General features: G+C 41.9%; 17 protein-coding genes. 8 read left to right on the forward strand and 9 right to left on the reverse strand.

Features of this window, described 5'->3' with window-relative positions:
• Positions 1-88: 88 nt before the first annotated feature.
• From Q5H80_RS19500 to Q5H80_RS19510, 3 genes are all read right to left on the reverse strand, one after another.
• Entirely contained in the window at positions 89-400 is a 312-nt protein-coding gene (locus Q5H80_RS19500; protein WP_304570733.1) for a hypothetical protein, read from the reverse strand.
• A 188-nt stretch (positions 401-588) separates the two neighbouring features.
• Positions 589-1,623, reverse strand: coding sequence for a porin (locus tag Q5H80_RS19505; protein ID WP_304569771.1), 1,035 nt, complete (start codon positions 1,621-1,623; stop codon positions 589-591).
• A gap of 155 nt (positions 1,624-1,778) precedes the next feature.
• Positions 1,779-2,696, reverse strand: a complete 918-nt coding sequence (locus Q5H80_RS19510) for a DUF3187 family protein (RefSeq protein WP_304570734.1) — start codon at positions 2,694-2,696, stop codon at positions 1,779-1,781.
• Between the two features lie 258 nt (positions 2,697-2,954).
• On the opposite strand from Q5H80_RS19510, the gene Q5H80_RS19515 reads away from it, so the two are divergent.
• The gene (locus Q5H80_RS19515) at positions 2,955-3,749 is read left to right on the forward strand and encodes a response regulator transcription factor (protein WP_304569772.1); all 795 of its coding nucleotides are present in this window, start codon (positions 2,955-2,957) and stop codon (positions 3,747-3,749) included.
• A gap of 40 nt (positions 3,750-3,789) precedes the next feature.
• Here the strand turns inward: Q5H80_RS19515 and Q5H80_RS19520 are convergent, their stop codons facing one another.
• Positions 3,790-4,623, reverse strand: a complete 834-nt coding sequence (locus Q5H80_RS19520) for a RecX family transcriptional regulator (protein ID WP_304569773.1) — start codon at positions 4,621-4,623, stop codon at positions 3,790-3,792.
• Between the two features lie 403 nt (positions 4,624-5,026).
• Positions 5,027-6,631: a mechanosensitive ion channel family protein gene (locus Q5H80_RS19525; RefSeq protein WP_304569774.1), complete on the reverse strand. Its 1,605-nt coding sequence runs from the start codon at positions 6,629-6,631 to the stop codon at positions 5,027-5,029.
• Between the two features lie 252 nt (positions 6,632-6,883).
• Between Q5H80_RS19525 and Q5H80_RS19530 the strand changes: the two genes are divergently transcribed.
• Complete coding sequence (locus Q5H80_RS19530; RefSeq protein ID WP_009844760.1) at positions 6,884-7,132, forward strand: hypothetical protein; 249 nt, start codon at positions 6,884-6,886, stop codon at positions 7,130-7,132.
• 504 nt (positions 7,133-7,636) lie between these two features.
• On the opposite strand, the gene Q5H80_RS19535 is transcribed toward Q5H80_RS19530, so the two are convergent.
• Complete coding sequence (locus Q5H80_RS19535; RefSeq protein ID WP_304569775.1) at positions 7,637-7,801, reverse strand: hypothetical protein; 165 nt, start codon at positions 7,799-7,801, stop codon at positions 7,637-7,639.
• 219 nt (positions 7,802-8,020) lie between these two features.
• Between Q5H80_RS19535 and Q5H80_RS19540 the strand changes: the two genes are divergently transcribed.
• The 3 genes from Q5H80_RS19540 (at position 8,021) to Q5H80_RS19550 (ending at position 11,508) form a co-directional block, all read left to right on the forward strand.
• Positions 8,021-10,084, forward strand: coding sequence for a protein-disulfide reductase DsbD (locus Q5H80_RS19540; RefSeq protein ID WP_304570735.1), 2,064 nt, complete (start codon positions 8,021-8,023; stop codon positions 10,082-10,084).
• 3 nt (positions 10,085-10,087) lie between these two features.
• Positions 10,088-10,657 carry a protein disulfide oxidoreductase gene (locus Q5H80_RS19545; protein WP_304569777.1) on the forward strand — a complete coding sequence of 190 codons (570 nt, stop codon included), beginning with the start codon at positions 10,088-10,090 and terminating at the stop codon, positions 10,655-10,657.
• 122 nt (positions 10,658-10,779) lie between these two features.
• Positions 10,780-11,508, forward strand: a complete 729-nt coding sequence (locus Q5H80_RS19550) for a DsbA family protein (protein WP_304569778.1) — start codon at positions 10,780-10,782, stop codon at positions 11,506-11,508.
• 145 nt (positions 11,509-11,653) lie between these two features.
• On the opposite strand, the gene Q5H80_RS19555 is transcribed toward Q5H80_RS19550, so the two are convergent.
• Positions 11,654-12,919 carry an HD-GYP domain-containing protein gene (locus Q5H80_RS19555; RefSeq protein WP_304569779.1) on the reverse strand — a complete coding sequence of 422 codons (1,266 nt, stop codon included), beginning with the start codon at positions 12,917-12,919 and terminating at the stop codon, positions 11,654-11,656.
• Positions 12,920-13,143: 224 nt separating this feature from the next.
• Between Q5H80_RS19555 and Q5H80_RS19560 the strand changes: the two genes are divergently transcribed.
• The gene (locus Q5H80_RS19560) at positions 13,144-13,689 is read left to right on the forward strand and encodes a GNAT family N-acetyltransferase (protein WP_304569780.1); all 546 of its coding nucleotides are present in this window, start codon (positions 13,144-13,146) and stop codon (positions 13,687-13,689) included.
• Between the two features lie 133 nt (positions 13,690-13,822).
• On the opposite strand, the gene Q5H80_RS19565 is transcribed toward Q5H80_RS19560, so the two are convergent.
• Complete coding sequence (locus Q5H80_RS19565; RefSeq protein ID WP_304569782.1) at positions 13,823-15,172, reverse strand: HAMP domain-containing sensor histidine kinase; 1,350 nt, start codon at positions 15,170-15,172, stop codon at positions 13,823-13,825.
• Entirely contained in the window at positions 15,165-15,851 is a 687-nt protein-coding gene (locus Q5H80_RS19570) for a response regulator transcription factor (protein WP_304569783.1), read from the reverse strand. Before Q5H80_RS19570 ends, Q5H80_RS19565 begins: the two co-directional genes overlap by 8 nt.
• Positions 15,852-16,391: 540 nt before the next feature.
• Between Q5H80_RS19570 and Q5H80_RS19575 the strand changes: the two genes are divergently transcribed.
• Both Q5H80_RS19575 and Q5H80_RS19580 read left to right on the forward strand, forming a co-directional pair.
• Positions 16,392-16,949 carry a hypothetical protein gene (locus tag Q5H80_RS19575; protein ID WP_304569785.1) on the forward strand — a complete coding sequence of 186 codons (558 nt, stop codon included), beginning with the start codon at positions 16,392-16,394 and terminating at the stop codon, positions 16,947-16,949.
• Positions 16,950-17,110: 161 nt separating this feature from the next.
• Positions 17,111-19,054, forward strand: coding sequence for a bifunctional diguanylate cyclase/phosphodiesterase (locus Q5H80_RS19580; RefSeq protein WP_304569786.1), 1,944 nt, complete (start codon positions 17,111-17,113; stop codon positions 19,052-19,054).
• The last annotated feature ends 191 nt before the right edge of the window (positions 19,055-19,245 follow it).

A 19,245-nucleotide genomic window follows, 5' to 3' on the forward strand; every position in this document is an offset into this window, starting at 1 on the left:
ATTGTATGTGAGTCTCAGTGACAAAGACTCAAGCCTAAAACTCAAAAAGGACGATAGTTTATCGTCCTTTTTATTTACAGCTTTGGATCTACTTCATGACACCAGCCAAGCGAATTTTAGCATCAAGAACAATATCGACAGAATCAACACTTCTTAGTGATTTCCGATGGATACCACATACCTGCCCCGTCAGCACGATATAAAACTTTCCTGTTTTGAGTAAATTCCAAGCTTCATCAAGAGATCTAGCATAAACCTTATTCTTGAGATCTTGCGGACGGGTACCTGCAACTCTTCCATGTTTACGCGCCAATTCAAATAGCCCATTTCGATTCGGTTTACATGTAAACAGAGTGTCATTTCCGTAAATAACACCCTTGGCAGTAATGCTCTTAACCATTACATTCTCCAGATTATCATTCCACTCATAACACTGAGTGCCAAACCACATATCGGCTGGATCCTTAAACGGCAAAAAGAAGAGAACATGGTGTAACGACCGGGCATGCGATACACCAAAGTAATCAGATTTAAAGTTCTTAAGCTCTAAAAGCTATTAAGCTATTAAGCTATTAAGCTATTAAGAGCTTAGAAGTAGTAGTAAGCAGCTGCGAATACGTGTGTTTCTTCATCGTACTGTGCGCTAGTTGAACCAATACGAGCGCCATCGATATCTTGCTTGATTTCAATACCCATGTCAGCGTTGTCTGCAATACGGTACATTGCCGCGATGTTGATGTAAGAAGCATCTACGTCCGCTTGGCCATCAAGTTCATTGCTGTTAGAGGCGTAACCGGCTGCTATTGTTAGGTCTTCAGAAACCGCGTAACCACCTGAAACGTAGTAACCAGTATCCTTTTTCGAATCACTCTCATCAATCCAAGAGTTCATACCTAATGTAAGATCACCAACTTTTACGTTACCAGACACTGTGTATACTTCGTAATTAGAGTCGTTATCACGAGATTCATAGCCAGCGTATAGGTTGAACACCTCTTGCTCTAGGCCGATGTAACCGTTAATACCTTTGTCTGCATCGTTATGATCATCGTCGGTTTCAAAGTAAGAAATACCGTAAGCAATGCCGCTGGTCGCGCCTTGGAATTTAACAACGTTGAAGCCGTCAGAGGCATCACCAGCAGAAGCTCCAAACTCGTAAGTGTTGTCACCAGCACCATCAACTTTGTCTAGCGCCGTATCGTTCTCCCAACCGAATGAAGCAATACCGAAACCAGTGTCAAAGCCAAGCCATGCTTTATCTACATTAGTTGCAGGGCCAGTATCGATACCGTTTGTCCAACCAGCGGTTGCTGCGTCATTAGCTAAAACATTGTTGTCTGCTGTGTAGTTCACCATTAAGTCAGTTTCGAAGTAACCAACAATACGGTTGTTACGGTAGTTTACGGCAAGAGTAAGACCAGTTGCCCAGTCATCGTAGAACGCTTTAGAACCAGTATCGTAGTAACCACCAACACCGAAAGAACCGGAGACAGAAAATTGATCTTTATGCATTGAATCAAATGCGAACATGTCTTCATTTTGGCTGTTTTGGCTGCTTGTATTTACAGCAAAAGCTGAACTTGAAATGCTTGCAATCGCAAGTGCTACTAATGTCTTTTTCATAATAACCACTACCTATATATTGATTCGGCCTTATTAGTCCGGCCTTTTGGAGTAGCGCTATTGTTCAAAAAAACAGGTTATTGATATACCGTAAATTTACTGAAATTTTATAGCTTTGGTGAATTTCATGAAATAAGAATATATTAATGTGTCGTTTATATTGAAAAACGTAATCCCAGAGTAAAACCGATATCGGTACTGTTATCCATATTGCGAATATTCTCTGTCATCAAGGCTTCTAAACTAAACCTATTTAATCGGTACCGATAACCGAGCACCACTTCATTAGACGGTTCTGAAAAATCAGGGTCGTCTTTCCCCCAACCTTGATAATTCAACGATTCAATGACCAAGCTATGATGAGCATCGAATAGTAATTCATAGCCTACAGCCCAACTCGAACTGTAGTCTTCTAAGAGCGCAGAATAGTCATCACCATTGCGGTGAACTAAACCAAGGGTGACAAACATATTGTGACGCACTGATAAATAGCTGTAATTCAGCTGAACACCTTGCTCAAAACTATTCCGCTCAAACTGCCCTTCACGAACATTATTGAAAAACAGAGAGCTACTAGCAGAAATAGAAGAAGGGCCGTCGGAATACAACAATAATTCATTGTATAACGTGACAGCATTGGTCAGTCGATCACCTTCGAAATCAGAAATATGAACACCCGAGTTATTAAAATCCATAGTGAATTGGTCTTGAGGAACTTCATCCCGACCATTTTGACCGATATTAAATAGGTCATGAAAGCCCATAACAAAACTATCAAGTCCATTATCTTTGGCTATTACCACTCGATAATCCAACTCCACCTTCCATGTAGAGGATGCCTGCCATTGAACAGCAATATTCGATTGATTTTGATAATAGTCGAGAGCGTAAGCGTCCGTGTGTGCCCATATACTGGCCTGTGTATAAGAAGACTTGAATTCAACCGCCCCTACCTTTGCGGGTTGAGTACTACGAAGCTGCGTAGTGAGAACGTTTGAGTGGATAGGCGACTGTGCATACACAAACATTGGAGAAGAATGCGCATGTGTGGTGAAATGAAAGAAGGTCAATATCGAAACTGAAATAGGCAATAACGTCCTTAAATTTATCACTGTGTTTACTCGGTTATATAAATACCCGAACTTATTAAAAACACCGTTCAATTAATGCAGTAGATATACGGCTTATCATCTTAGAATCTAGATTAAATAGTTATTAAAAAGCGAAGATTAGAACCTCTCGACAATATAAACATCTTACCTTGCACTGTGCTTCGCGAACACATAACCTTCTGGTCATTACCCTGATGAATATATTGATAGAGGAAAGGTATGTCGGCTACTAACCTAAGTTTTGAACAACTGTTGATGAAGCAATCAACGACTCTCATCAATAGCGATCCTAAGTGTTTTCAAGCTACTTGGTCAGAAGCGAGCTTTGACGTACTCGATTGGTTTGGGATGGATCGTTTAACACTCTACCCTAACTCAATGGTCTTACTCGAAGACGGAAAGACTTGTTCAGTATCGAAAGCGAACATACCTCCGGTTAATAAACAGAGTCTCATTGGTGGCAACTATCTTGATTATTTAAAGCTGCTAAAGACCAAAAAGACTTATCTCGCGTTTTCGAAAGACGACCTCGAAAACACTCAGAATTACGTATTAAAACAGTTGTACAAAGAAGGGGGACGATGGCACTGCATCATTCCTTTGCAACTCTTTAACCAACGTTGGGGGGCACTGTCTTTTACTAATTTTTACGACAACGATACCACTTTCGATCTCGAAGACATCCAGCGCTTAAAATTAGTCTGTGAGCTTTGGCTCTGTTACTGGCAGCACTCAACGCTAGCTAGAACATTAAAGCAAAATGAGAACCTGTTAGAAGATGACAGTGAGAAATTACTCTTACTCACCAAGAAGCAGACTAAAGTGTTGGCACTTATTGCTCAAGGCCTAAGTGCAAAAGAGTGTGCGGAACAGCTCCATCTAAGCTCTCGAACTATAGAATCGCATAAGTACAGAATGCTTGGATTGCTCGATTTGAACAACCACAATGACCTTCTTCAGTTCGCGTTGCGTAATGGGTTAGGTCTTACAGAAAACCTACACACGACACGTTAAAGCAAGGCTATGCACACTTCTTTACGCATAATATTGGTTGTTATTCGTTACCTTCACTCAGAGCAAATTTGATTTCATCCGACGAAAAGCCTTTTCGACTTAACATAGCGTACGCCTTTGAACGTTCTTTGTGATCGTTGAGGTCATATGGTTTCTTCTGCAGCTGTTCCAAACAAGATGAATAGAAATCCAGTTGCTCCTCGTTAATTAACCGATCGACTAACGATGACAGTTCGCTCGTGTCTATTTGTCGCTGTCTCAATTCTTGCTGAATGGCGGTCAGGCCCTTGCCTTTACGAGCATACTTAAGCACCTCTTTTTCCAAATCAGCTTTCTCGGCCTTAATTTGAATATTACTCTTCAGTTCATGCTCTTGTGGGTGCTGGTCAATCGCAACCTTAACTTGTTGATAGCTAAAGCCACGCTTTTGCAGTGTCGCAACCAGTTTTTCACGGCTCATGGTAAAACTTGTATAATAATGGTTGATCCTGTCTGTCAGGATGGTCTGTTCATCAATAGACTTTTCGAAAGACACCTTATGGATTGCATCAGAAATCACTGAATCCGTCAGGCCCTTCTTTTTCAATTTTTCAACAATATATCGAGAACCAAATTCACCTGAGAACGCTTGTTCTACGAATTGTTCAGCAAACACTTGGTCAGACTTGAGATACCCAAAGCCCTTCAAAGTATTCAACGTTTCATCGATCCATTCTTGATTGTCGGTTTTCACTTTGAGCTTCGCTACCAACTCACTTTCCGTCATATCTCTCTGAGTTAAATGCCACATCGCAGAGTTCATAACACTTTCAATTCGCGTCGCTTTTCTTACCGTTGTATTTCTACCATTCGTTTTTCGCTGTGAATCATCCATTCGCTTTCAACTGTCCAGATTGAGCCTACCCCATCATAACTTAATTCTAAGGTGGTTGAGTTACCTAAAAGAGTGAAGCTCAATATCATACCAATCGTAGTAAATAACTGTTCACCCTAGCTGGTTAAAACGCTCGATAACTGCGTTAGAACTTTTGATTGTAGAATAACTACTTATCAAAAAGTTCTGCCTTGTTCTCAAGCCTTTTTCCTGCGCTATTTCTGATCACTTACTTACTGTGATTGGTATAAACTGACAGCCAATAAAAATGGACGCTTATTCAGCGTCCATTTGATATCACATTAAGAATGCTTGCTCGAGCTTGAAGCTACGCTTAGCCATTTGTATTAGCTTTTTACGTAATAACTCTTTTCGAAATTGCTTTTCGTATTAACTCTTTCGTTTAGCTCTCTTCGTGATTGTAAACATGTACGTCTCGTTGAGGGAATGGAATCGTGATGCCTTCTTCATCGAAGCGTTTCTTCACGGTTTCCGTCACATCCCAATACACCTCCCAGTAGTCATCTGTCTTAACCCAAGGCCTTACAACAAAATCAACTGAAGACGTATTCAAGGTGTGAAGCTTGATCATATGCTCTGGTTTTTTCAACACTAGAGGGTGCGCAAGAATGATGTCGTTCAATACCGATTTTGCTTTATCGATATCATCTGAGTAACCAATACCAAAAACCATATCAACACGTCTCACACGCTCTGCTGTGATGTTGTTTATCACGTCACCCCAGATCTTATTGTTTGGGATCACCAAGCGTTGATTATCGATAGTTTGAACGGTTGTCGATACTAAGCTCATGTCTTTTACAGTGCCTTGAACACCAGCGACTTTGACCATGTCGCCAACATCGTATGGACGGTAGATCAAGATCATCAAGCCCGAAGCAAAATTAGACAACGTATCTTGTAATGCAAAACCAATGATGACACCCGCTACACCAAAACCTGTTAATAGTGGCGCTAGTTCTATCCCGATTTGAGACAGAGCGATCAGCAAACCTATAAAAACAACCGCTTTCGATGCGATTGAAACAAAGAAGTCCTGCATCAATACACTGAAGTCCATCTTCGAGTGCGAGACACTCTTACGAACGGTCTTGCGAGCCACGTTAGCAATCAGGCGAGTTACATACAAAATCCCGAGAAACAGAGCAAGTTTAACGATAAAAGAAGGGGTGTTTTCAAAAGCCCATGAGCTGAACGAACGTAACCAACCATCCAATAGATCTAACGCAACATCAATATCCAATACATCAGCATTTATATCACCAGTGGTCGCTAACAGAATACGCTTATATGACGTTATATCTACCCCAAACGGTTCCATCAACGAGATCGTGTTTTCTAAGCTGGCAACCATAACGCTAGTTCGTTCGCTGAAACGTATTAACTCAGTTTTTATCGTCGCCTTTTCTTCTTCACTAACAAAAGACAAACGACGCTCTAAATCTTGACGCTGCGTGTCTGTATAGAGAATCGCATTTGTCAGATATTGAGAACGAGAAACTAGTGCGGCTTTTAACTGACTTTCCGCAGCCGATACATCAATGCCTCGATCTTTTGACCAACTTAAGGTCTTAGAAAGTTGCTGATAGTAGTCATCCATCATTCCAATTCGTTTTTGAATCAACAATTCAAGACGCTTTTTTGCATCCCCTTCAGCCGAACGGTTGTCTTTGCTCATAGAGACAATTTTAACTTCGTTCAATGACAGTAAATGCAGTAAAAGCTCTACCTGCTGGGCAAGAACAGCGTCTAAGCCTTGCTTCTTATCGGATGATAACTGAGAGGAGATCTCTTTACGTAGTTCTTGGTTCTTTCTTCGCAATATGTCTTCAAGAAACGGCTTTTCAGCATCGTGCGCTGTTTCTAATGTGGCTAGGTCCAGCATTAGCTGGTCTTGTACTTCTGCTATTTTATCGACGCTTTGCGCAAAACTTCCAAATGCGACAAGCGCCAACATTAACAATAGACAACGCCAAACCTTCATCATACTAATTCCTATTATTGTCTAAATTGACCCTATAAATAGTAGTAAAAAGAAGATGGATAACAAGCATTTAAACGTATGTTGTGTTAAAACTTTGCAAATTATCAGCCTGTATCTAATATTTGAGAGTTCCAATCCCCTCTTATGACCTGTAGAGTACGCAACCAACAAAGAACAACAGCCAATATCGTCATTTAGGTGCATGTACCAAATCACCTTAAATCCTATGTTGGCTCACAGCAAAAGAGCATAAAAATGAACAACGAACTTGATGTTATTGAGTCTCTAGAAGAGCTAGAGCAATTCCTAATTTCAGTAGAAGCCGGGGGCTTAGGTCTTGAAGACGTTGAAGGCGTAGGTATGGCCACCAATAATTCTGATGGTCGTCATTTCGTTGCAGTATTCAACAGCAGTCACAAGGTTTTGCTCGCTCGCTGGATCACTAAAGAAATCTTTGAAAATGGTAAAGACCTTGTGCGTAACGGCCCTCGCCGTTCTCACTAAACCTTTCCAATAGCACCAATGGTTAAAGCCCAATACGTCCATCTGCGATCTGTTGGGCTTTTTTGTCTCTCCTGATAATGAATAGAGCACTCTATACAGGATAAATTAGCGATAACTTCCAGTTGTTGTGAACTTTATCTAGAACTCAATGTCGTATTCGCGTGAGTTGGTGTTTATACATCGTTTCACTTTAACAATTTCATGACTTGTGACTCGAAGAGAACTTATTTAAGCTAACCGCAATTCAATGAGCTCGCTTTAGCTATTAACTATTAACTATTAACTGATTAGATTACTGACTAACTTGCTGAACACATCGCTACTTTTCTTATCCACACAGAACCGCCGACAAAAGTATTCGCTTTGGGCGCTCTTCCTTACCGGACTGGTTATCGTAACCTGTCTGGCGAGTACTCTGTCTGCAAACAAAGTAACCTCTTCAGCTTCCTTAATTGGACAATCAATACTTGTCGGCGCAGAAAGTCACACAGAAACCAGTAACCCTCAAACCGACATCGCTTCCTCAGAAAAAATGGCCGCTCTATACGCCAGCGTTTTTGGTTCACAAGCATCTAAAGCCCTAACAACACCAAATTCAAGCTCATGCAGCCTAAGTTCAAAAATGCTGACTTTTGCTACGCCTAAAACAGGCTGGCTGATTCCTTTCATTTTACTTATCGCTGTTGCATTCAGCTTATCTCCTCACATCTCGAGATTATCCAGAGACAATCATCGCTCTTCTCGACCAACAAAACTTCGCTTACACCTCAAGCACTGTATATTTAGAGAGTAAATAACTGGGAAATTACACCCTTTTATTTATTTTTTGGAGATACATTTGTGTACAACACACTACTAACTAAGTCTGCCGACTCTTTGGCATTCTGCATGCGTACATGCGCAAAAACGCTAGTCACTGCCCTTTTGGTTATGACGTCATTTACCGCTTTGGCACAAACTACGGGCTGGATAAGCGTGCCTGAGCATCCGCCAGTAAAAATGCGAATGATGTCGACAGGTGAACAGTCAGATAACGGCAGTACCGTTCAAACTGTATTGGACGTTACACTCGACGGCGACTGGAAAACCTACTGGCGCAGCCCCGGTGAAGGTGGCATCCCACCAAGCTGGGATTGGTCTGATTCGACTAATATAGAGTCCGTAGATTGGCATTGGCCGATTCCTAAATATTATGAACAGCTGGACGTAATGACGTTAGGCTACAAAAAACACGTCAGCTTTCCAATTACGTTGACACTGAAAGACAATACGAAACCTGCAATATTCAAGGCGTCGCTTACCTTTCCGTCGTGTACCAATATCTGTGTGTTAACCGATTACGACATCGAACTGCCCATTGATCCGCAAACATTAGAGCTCGATGAAGAAGCGATGTTCTTGTTCAATCAAGGCATGAGCCAATCTCCACGAGAAGCTAACCGCACTTCAGTGAACGACCTGTTCTGGGATAAAAGCAAACAACAACTGGTTACTCAGCTAACAAGTAAGGAAGGCTGGGATAAACCGATGGTATTGATTGATGGACAAGAAGTACTTGATGACTTCTTCTCTCAACCCACCGTCCACATCACAGACAATACAATGACCGCAGTATTCGATGTGAGTAACTGGATCGGCGAGGTCGACTTAACGGATCGTACAGTGAGTATTACCGTTTCAGATACTAACTTTGCCGAAGAGATGTCCGCGCAAGTCGGGTCAGACCCGATAGCTTACCAAACAAGTAACAACAGCTTTCTAGTCATGCTTGGCTTTGCGTTAGTGGGCGGTTTAATCCTCAACATCATGCCGTGTGTTCTACCCGTGTTAGGGATGAAGCTAAACAGCATAATTCAGAACCAAGGTACATCAAATCGCCACATCCGCCTCTCATTCCTAGCGTCTGCTGCCGGTGTTATCACTTCGTTTGCGCTGTTAGCTCTAGGCATGACCGTTCTAAAAATGGGTGGTAATGCGATTGGTTGGGGAATCCAGTTCCAAAATGTTTGGTTCATCGGGTTCATGCTGATCATCACCCTACTGTTCTCAGTTAACCTACTCGGTCTATTCGAATTCAGGCTTCCGTCAGGTTTAAACACTTGGATGGCAACCAAAGGCGACGACTCACATTCAGGTCACTTCATCCAAGGCATGTTTGCGACACTATTGGCGACGCCTTGCAGTGCTCCATTCCTAGGAACCGCAGTGGCTTATGCTCTGGGCGCAAGTTACCAAGAGTTGTGGGCTATCTTTATCGCACTCGGCATTGGTATGAGCGCACCTTGGTTGATCTTTGCGTTATTCCCAAGCCTAACTAAATTGCTGCCAAAACCGGGCGCGTGGATGTTCAAAGTTAAGTTAGTATTCGGCTTAATGATGTTCATCACCAGTCTGTGGCTAACAAGCCTACTGAGCCCATTCATTGACAAGTTCCCAACCATCTTGTTGTCACTGTTTATCGTCGTTTCGGTGCTAATTTGGATTGGCATGAAATTAGGGCGCAAGGCACTGATTCCTATCATGGCAACCACAACCTTGGTATTTGGTGCTGCATTGATCGTCGGCAGTGTTACCGCTGATAACTGGGCAACGCCAATTGTCGATAACCTTGATTGGCAGAAACTGGATGCGAAACAAATCCCTCAGTTGGTCGAAGAAGGAAAAACCGTCTTTGTCGACGTGACTGCTGAATGGTGTATCACCTGTAAAGCCAACAAAATTGGCGTCATTCTTCAAGATCCTGTCTACAGCCACCTACAGCAAGAAGACATTGTTTTGATGAAAGGCGATTGGACCACACCAAGTGAAAGTGTCACTCAATACTTACAAAGTAATGGGCGATTTGGTGTGCCATTTAATATCGTTTATGGCCCGAGCTATAAAAATGGTATTCCGCTGCCTGTCATTCTCGACAGTGACACTGTTATTCATGCCATCGACGCTGCGAGATAATTGATGAAGACACCCAACCATGAACAAAAACCTAGCTCTGCTGAAGACAACGCTGTAAAGGCTGAAACCAAAAAGCCAAGTCGTCTTAAGAAATGGGGAAAGGAACTCGTTTCAATGATGCTGATCGTTGGTGTGGTTTCGTTTGCCATGGATTTTTACCACAGCAGAAGCATGCCTCAAGGAGACGCGATACCAATCGTAGGTCAGTCGATCCAAGGTGACGATATTGATGTTATCGAGCTAAGCAAAAGCGGTAAGCCCGTTATTGTCTATTTTTGGGCGACTTGGTGTAGCGCGTGCAAATTGGTGAGCCCGACGGTTAATAGCTTCAGCGACTCCCATCAAGTAGTTTCTGTCGCACTTTCATCTGGCCCAGACGAACGTGTTCAGCGCTTCTTAGACGCCAAAGAGTATGACTTCCCTGTTATCAATGATCTCTCTGGATCGATCAGCAGAAGTTGGGGAGTCAATGTCACGCCAAGTATTGTCATCATCAAAGATGGAAAGATTAGCAGTATCGCAACCGGCGTTACTTCCCCTATCGGCCTATGGTTAAGAACCTACTTTGCATAACTCGCTACTAAGAAAAGCAGAGCAAAGTGAATGAACAGATTTAAGCCAGTTTAACAAACAATAATACCGTGAGCGCAACCCAAAACGTGCTCACGGTTATCAAGAATTAGAGAATAAACAACATGAAAAAACATCTGATAAGCGCACTGATTTTAGGCTCACTAATGAGCACAAGTGCCTTCGCTGAGTTAAGCACAGAGCAGACCCAGCAACTTGAAGAAATTCATCAATTCCTAAAGGAAAATCCTTCTACGATTTCAGGGCTGCATACCAGTTTAGAGCAGTATGTCGCAGGCCAAGCGCAAGCAAAGAAAGCTCAAGCAGAAAGCCATGATTGGTTATACAACAATGACGCTCACCCAATCACGGGCAACCCAGATGGAAAATCAGTCATCGTTAACTTTACCGACTATAACTGCCCTTACTGTAAGCGCTTGGAAAAAGGCTTAGTTAAATTAGCGTCTGAAAATAGTGATATCAAAATCATCAATGTGTACTTATCGTTTAAGCAGCAACAAGTAGATGGCCTTGATACCAATGCGGCTCTGTACGCGATGAAAGTATGGAAGGATAATCCAGAAGCCTTCCCTGAAGTCGATAGATTACTGATGGCGAAAAGCGGTATTCACTCGAAAAGCTCACTAGAAGCCGTTGCCAAGAAGACGGGAACAGAAGCGGAACTAAAAACAACTCAAGAACAAAACCAGGTTCTAACCACTAACCATCGAACCTTCAGCGCACTCGGCTTAACGGGCACGCCAACCATGATGATGAACGGAAATATTTTACCAGGATATGTGCCTTACGACCGACTTAAAGATATCGTGGATGATGCTTTTAATCGTGCGTAGATATAGATAAAGACTCGAAAGAGAAGTGAATAAAAGCCGACTCGCGCACCCCGCAGTCGGCGTTTTCATTGTTTGAATAAAGTAGATAGTCCATTTACCTTCAATCTAGATTTAAAGGTGAGTTGAATCCTAAAAACGACCAAAGTTAAAAGGCGTACATTCTTTTGTCCGTTGATAGTTCAAAACAGTACTCTGCGTGCTTTCTAAGGCATTCAAACACTTCTCGGTCCAACTTATAACTATCAACTTGGCCCGTTAAAATTGTTAGAGTTTCCTCTAGTGTCATACCCTTACGATAGGGGCGAGACTGGGTTAACGCTTGAAACACATCGACTACAGCAACAATTCTACTGGGTTGATCTAAATCTTCAGCCGTTTTACCCATCGGATAGCCTGAACCATCTAACCTTTCATGGTGATCGGAAGCCCACTGACACACCTGAGGCGAACTAAATAACTCCTGCAGCGCGAATCTAGTGTCGGTCGCATGGCGTTTGATACAACAGTACTCTTCGTCAGTGAGCAAATCTGGCTTATGAAGAATGTCACCAGGGGTTTGTAGTTTGCCAATATCGTGAACTAAACCAGCTAAATAGAGCTTTCTCTGCGTTGTGTGTGAATAACCAAGTTGTTTAGCTAGATATTCAGAAAGTTGCCCTACCTTCAACGAGTGCTTGAAAGTAAAAGAACTTTTAGTATCAACGACATTAGCAATAAACTCGGCAAAGGCAACGGTCTCATCCAGCGACATTTGTTGAGAGAAAAATGGTACAGGCTCAAAGTTATCTCTCATATTTTCGATGTAAGGGATTTCCATCGAGAACCAAAAATCATCCAGATCGACCAACTCACACATGTGCTGTACAAGGTTGGTTTCAAACATCTCATCCGCTTGTTCAGTCAAACGTTCAATAATGTTCGCTTTACTGTCTGGGGTTAGGTTTCCATAACGATCAGAAGCAGTTATGCCATATAGATAGTCGACTCTATCGGCAAGCATCACAATGGCGGCCAGCTCCTTTTCTAACTCACTGATATGCATAGCCTTTAACTCTACCCAAGGGGTATGATGATAAAGAACTGGCTTAGCGAAAATAGAAAGAACAGGGCACTCCTTTAAAATTTGGTAGCCCTTTTGACAATGGTGATAAGTCGAGTCGGGAAAAAAACCGGAATTTAGCCGGCGTTGCTCGTCAATTTGCGACACTCCACAGTCGTGAATGAGTCCTAACGAAAACGCGAGCTGCGCCTGCTCTTCCTCCCATCCCACGCTCAAAGCACATCGATATGCGATGTAACCAACCCTCTGCCCATGATTTTTGCTTTCAAAACCGACGTTATCAAGCGCCTTAGCAATACCAAACAGAGCTTTTCTTAGATCTACAGTTACCTCTTCACAATTTTGATTCATTAACTAAGCCTAGATTTTTATAGTTTTTATATATTTAGGCTGCTAATAGTAATGCATAGCTAACGAATATACGCACAATTATTGTAAGGTTTAATGAGTTTCGTGATAGATCTAACGTATGACGAAAAACCCGTGCCACAAGTGGTTGCATATTAAAAATCATGCGACATTATAGCCTGCCGATTAAAAGGCTCTTAAATCATCAGCCAAAAGGAAAGTAATACATGTTTAAAAGGGTTATCGATGAAGAGTTATCCATCGCTCTGGTTGAAGAGAGTTTCGCTCCACATTACGCGGAAATTTCACAAAGCCAAAATGAGTATCTTAGCCAGTGGTTAGCATGGCCACCGCACTGCAAAACAGAGCAGGATTTTAGGATCTTCATCCAGCGCTCGCTACATGATTACGCGGAAGGCAAAAGCATGACATGTGCGATTGTGTACAAAGACAATATCGTCGGTAACTGTAGTTTTAACACCATTGACCACAGCAAACAGAAAGTCACGATAGGTTATTGGTTATCTGAGACTTACCAAGGTAACGGGATCGTTACGCGCGTAGTTGAGAAGCTCGTTGATATTGCTTTCAATGAGTTAGATATGGAAAAGGTGGAGGTTTCAGCTGCAACTGGCAACCAGAGTAGTCGCAAGGTTTGTGAGCGCTTACATTTCACATTAGAAGGTATCATAACTCGGAACGAGAACTTAAATGGCCGCATCGTAGATCATGCTATTTATGGCCTTCATCGTTTAAGCGCCAACAACATCTAAGCTTGATTTTCTACTTAGTAAATTTTGCAATTGATAGTGAATGATAATTGGTAAGTTAATTAAATTAGTAAGCCACGATATTAAACCGTGGCTTTCATTTTTAAGAGCCTAATTGGTCTCTTACTAAAATCATTTACGTAATCTTTGGGATTAAGATACAGAACTTAGCACCACCGCGATTGCTATCGCAGATCCTAATATCCCAAGAAAGCTTCTTAGCCGCTGAAATCGCTATCGCTAGGCCTAATCCTAACCCACCAGTTGCCGATGCTCTGCTAGCATCTAAGCGAGAAAACGGAAGGAATACTTCGTCACGCTTATCCACTGGTATTCCGGGACCATTGTCTTCGATGAGAACCAGCCAATTTTCTGAGTTCTCATCCAGAGTTACCCAGACTTTGTCTAGTGTGTAATTCCCAGCGTTCTTAATCACGTTATCAAAAACCAAACGCGCCATCGAGCAATCACACTTAATCTTGCACTCTAGCTTTACTTGGGACTCAAAAATAACATTGTCTAACTCCGAGTAACGGATTCTATCTAAACAATACTCGCGAAGGTCTGCTTTTACTTTAACAAGCTCGAAGAAAGAGTTATCCATGACATTCAATTTCGACAGCATGATAATTTCTGACGTGAGGTCGTTGATATCCCCGATGTAAGTATCAATATCATCGAAAAAAACCTGATGATGCTCTGGCGCTTCCCGCCTTAAGAGATCCGTCGCCAATTGAATACGGCTTAGCGGTGTGCGGACTTCATGTGGAATTGCTTGAGCAAATATATGACTTTGTTTTACTTTGCTCTCAATCTCCTCAGCCATGATATTAAAACTATTAGCTAACTCAGACACTGGATGTATCTCATCTAACTCCGAACGAGTACTCAGCTTCCCCTTACCAAACTGCTTCTGTTTCTCAACAAGTAACTCTATTCTTTCTTGAAAACGCCTCACAGGTAAGTAAACACTTGCTCCGATAGCGAAGATAACGGCCAACAAAAGCCCTATAAAAAAGTTTCTTTCTGAATCTTCATACCATTCAATCTCAGGTGAGAAGAAATCACCTACCTCACTGAACACAAAGCTAAACTTAGAATTTGGTAGCTGAAATACTGCCGAATAGAGATTATTTTCACTTAGGTATATCGGTACACTATTTAAGATGGTAAATAACTCGCATCGTTGGCACGGAGCCTCTCCCGACCAATTCTCCAACAGGTGTAAATTAAAGATGTAAAATTGTTGGTAGCCTGTTCTGTCGAGTTCTTTATATAGCGAATTTTCTCGGTTGTGTTGACGAACATACTGCTCAGAAAAGTAGATGCCATCATTGAGGAACGTTTCGATCTCGGTTCGTCGCATGTGTCCTTCACCAAGGTTCCAAAACAAAAATATCGTTGCCGACATCCCAGTCACGATCCCAAGGTACAAACGAGTAAACATAGAAACAGAGCGAAGTTTCACCGCAATAGACTTATACAACCAGCATATACCCCTTGTTACGAACCGTACGGATCAACTGCTTATCTTTTGCATGCATACGCAGCTTCCGGCGCAACCCTGAAACACGCATATCAATAGAGCGGTCGTTAAAGGCATAATCAATACCTCTAAATAACTGGCAACATTGATCTCGAGTAACAACCTGACAAATGTTATTAACAAGAAGATTTAGAATTTCAAACTCGGCAGAGGTGAGCTTTAGATTCTGTCCATACAGAGTGGCACTTTGAGCTGTACTGTTGATCACAATTTCACCTGGGGTTTCAGCGGTCATGTCAGGCTCAGCAACAGGGGCTGCGCGACGCAATAGTGCTTCAATCCGAGCCAATAAAGCATGACCACGAATAGGCTTTGCGACGTAATCATCCGCGCCAAACTTAAATAAACTAACCTCGCTCATTTCATCGGCAGAGGCCGTCAAAACTAAGATCAATCCGTTGTAGAATTCGCGAGCCTGTCGACAAATCTGTGCACCACTCAACCCAGGAAGCATCAAGTCCAACAGAACGAGATCGGGTTCAATACTGCGGATCGCTTCAATTGCCAAATCCCCCTCATGGACAACGCTAACATTGTAGCCTTCAGCTTCGAGGTAAAGCGTAGTTAAACGCGCTATCGCCTGGTCATCTTCGACAATCAGCACTTTGGTTTTCGACATTTCTATCACCAGCATTTATTAAAAGCGAGGGCAGTATATATACTGTTCATATATCATCAATATTGTTATTAAAGTCACCAATTTACCGTACGCAAAACATATTAATCGCTTCTGTACATACACGTTTACAAACCATCGTTCAGCAACAAAAAATGCTCACTTGTTGATTGATTTTCAATCAAAATCGGAAAACTTAGACTCTTAAGCGCTTACGTTTGCTTACCTTCTTACGTACACTTACATTAAAATATTTTACAAAACTCATTCAAATCAACTTACCACACATTAATAACACAACAGTTAGTAACACTGCAAATGAACAAATTGATAGGCTTTATAACCACCATGTTAATTTTACCACCCAGCGAAAACGATTACTTAACCCACCAAATAGTGTTTTCAACCTTCAAGCATATGCCCACCTCTATAAAATAGAGTGTTCTTCAAGTAACATTTATTCGGTTAATCATTCACTCCAATAATAAACAACCGTGACTTACTGATTAAACAAAAGTCACTTTGTCACAAGGCCACTTAAAGATGAATAAATCGCTTTTAATGTTACTGACCATGACCGCTTTGTTGGCAACACGAGTCACCGCTGCCCCTAATAAACATGAGGTGATGAATCAAATCAAAGCGCAAGTAAGCTCTTGGATAGATATTCAAGTCAGGCCACAAAATAGTATTATCCAAAAGATGGTCTTCAACTGTAATTTCTACCTAACAACCCCAAGCATTAAATCTCCAGATGGCAACGAGAGTAGCTCTGGTTCATATCGCTTCTATTCACATAATGGGGTCGTAGGCGCGATGACTGAACCTTTCACGACTCAACCCCTTCCAGAATTAACGATGTGCCTTAAAGAAGACTTCGTCGTTACTAGCCAAGATCAAGCTCAGCTATTATTTGAAGCCATTGAAACGGTATACACAAGTCATTCAATGTTCGACGATAACTTCCCTAAAGAGATCATCAAGACACCAGATGGTTGGAACTTCATCAATGGGGAGGTTTTTGGTGACAATAAAGGCTATGTCATCGAAAGCACCCCGGAAGGAAAAGTGACCAAAATTATCCGTTCATTGAATCTTTAAACGCTATTTTTTTCGCTAATTTATCTTTAGCGCCTGATTTTTCTTAAACACATAGCTCCTTCATGGCTGTTAAAGATCAGAGTTCAATTTGATAGACGCACTGCCAAAGCACGACATCTGTCTACATAAATCGATTAAAGTATGAGTTCCCCGAATTTATTATGATGACCAGCTACCAACCTTTCGAACATCTAAAGTGTCCTATCTGGATATATGACATTGATAATAAGCGAATAACCTGGGCAAACAGCAGTGCCCTCCCTCTTTGGGAGTCTGAATCTCTATTTGAACTGACCTCACGCGATTTTGGTGTTGAAATGTCAAAGGCGATCGAAGCAACGCTTGAAGAATATCAAAGACAATTTCTGCGAAATCAAAGTGTAAAGACTTGGTGGAACTTCACACCAAAATACATTTCTAAACGCGCACTATGTCTTTTCTCTGGAATCCCATTACCCGATGGCCGAACAGGGATGCTAGCGCAAGTCATCGCAGAAGAAGAGAGCTTAAAACGCGATCTCACTTACTCTGATGGTTCTAATCTCTCTCTTTTATTTGACAAAGTGGGAGGCGTAGTGAGTGCAAACTCCGCTTTTTCTAAAAACTACGGCTCACCGTTTAGTCGCCTATCCGATTTTGTTTCAAGCGAAGAAGTTGCAGACCAATGGTTATTTTCAGCTCGTAAAGGTCGAGACATTTTGGAGGAAGTCAGCTGTCAAATTGAAAATAAAACCCACTACTTTGATGTCCATGGGAAGTGGTTGTTTGACAAAAGTGAATTGCTATTAAACCTAACCTGTACCACGAAGCAAAAAGAAAATTTGATTAAAGCTCGATATAACGCAGAGCACGACTGTCTCACTGAGCTCTACAACCGCCGCGGGATCACCAAAAGACTAGAATCTAGTATTGCCTGTCGCTCGCCCTTTGAATTGATGTTTGTTGACCTTGATGGCTTTAAGTTGGTGAATGACACTTATGGGCATAGTGTTGGTGACCAACTACTCAAAAAAGTTGGCAAGCGTCTTAAACAGATCCTCGACGAAACATGCACAATTGGTCGCTTTGGTGGTGATGAGTTCATCGTTATTGCTCACGCCCGAAAAAATCAAAATATCCCGTTACTCTGCTCTCGCATTATCGATTCTTTGAACAAAAGCTTCCAAATAAAAGGAATTGGTACCTTATCTGTAGGTTGCAGCATAGGTTCTGCTCATTATCCAGATAATGCCACGGATAAAGAATCATTGTTAAAACAGGCCGGAATGGCGATGCATATTGCCAAAGCCAATGGTCGAAACCGCTTCCAAACCTTTACTCCAAATTTAGCGCAGATTCTGCATCGGCAAGTAGAGATACGCCATAGGTTAACTCTGGCACTAGAATGTGATGACCTCAATCTTCATTACCAACCGATAATGGACACCAATAACGACAAAGTTAAAGGGTTTGAAGCCTTACTAAGATGGTCGGACAAAGATCTTGGCAACATCAAGCCTGATGAATTTATTAGCCTAGCGGAAGAAACCGGACAGATAGTTCCACTCGGAAAGTGGGTTCTTAATTCTGCACTTAAGCAGCTGTCGATATGGCACCGAGAATTTGATGACGAATTGATAATGAGCATCAATATCTCGTGTATTCAGATGCACACTACTTTTGCAGAGCAGCTATCGGCAATGCTCAACTTCTACAACATACAACCTAAAAGTATCGCCCTTGAGATCACTGAATCCTCAATGATCTTCAAACACGGTGAAGTCAGACAAGCATTAGACGATATTTCAGCGCTAGGAGTTGAGCTACACCTTGACGACTTCGGCACTGGCTACTCCTCACTCTCGATGTTACATGACTTGCCAATTAGTACCGTTAAGCTAGATAAGAGCTTCGTCCATGGTACCTATAAAGGGAGCAAAGCGATTGTCCAAGCCACCCATGCTATCTGTGAAAAATTGGGGCTTAAGGTGGTTGCGGAAGGCGTAGAAACTGAAACACAAAAAGCTTTCTTAACCAGTTGCGGATATCAATATTTACAGGGATTTCTGTTCAGCAAACCTATCCCACCCGATGAAGTCGAAATGCGATTTTTGTCTAGTAGATAACTCGGCTCTAAGGGGTTTACTTACCAAAGGGGTTTACTTACCAAAGCAATTAAATTCCCCAAGCGCAATATAATTATGTAAATGCTTAAATGCTATCAACTATACCGATTACGTAAATTTTACAACTAACCAAAGTCTAGACAGTTTACACTTTGGTTAGTTGTAATTAAATTACTCCCCAATACCACATT

This window comes from Vibrio sp. SNU_ST1 (genome assembly GCF_030563405.1).
Taxonomy (GTDB): Bacteria; Pseudomonadota; Gammaproteobacteria; order Enterobacterales; family Vibrionaceae; genus Vibrio.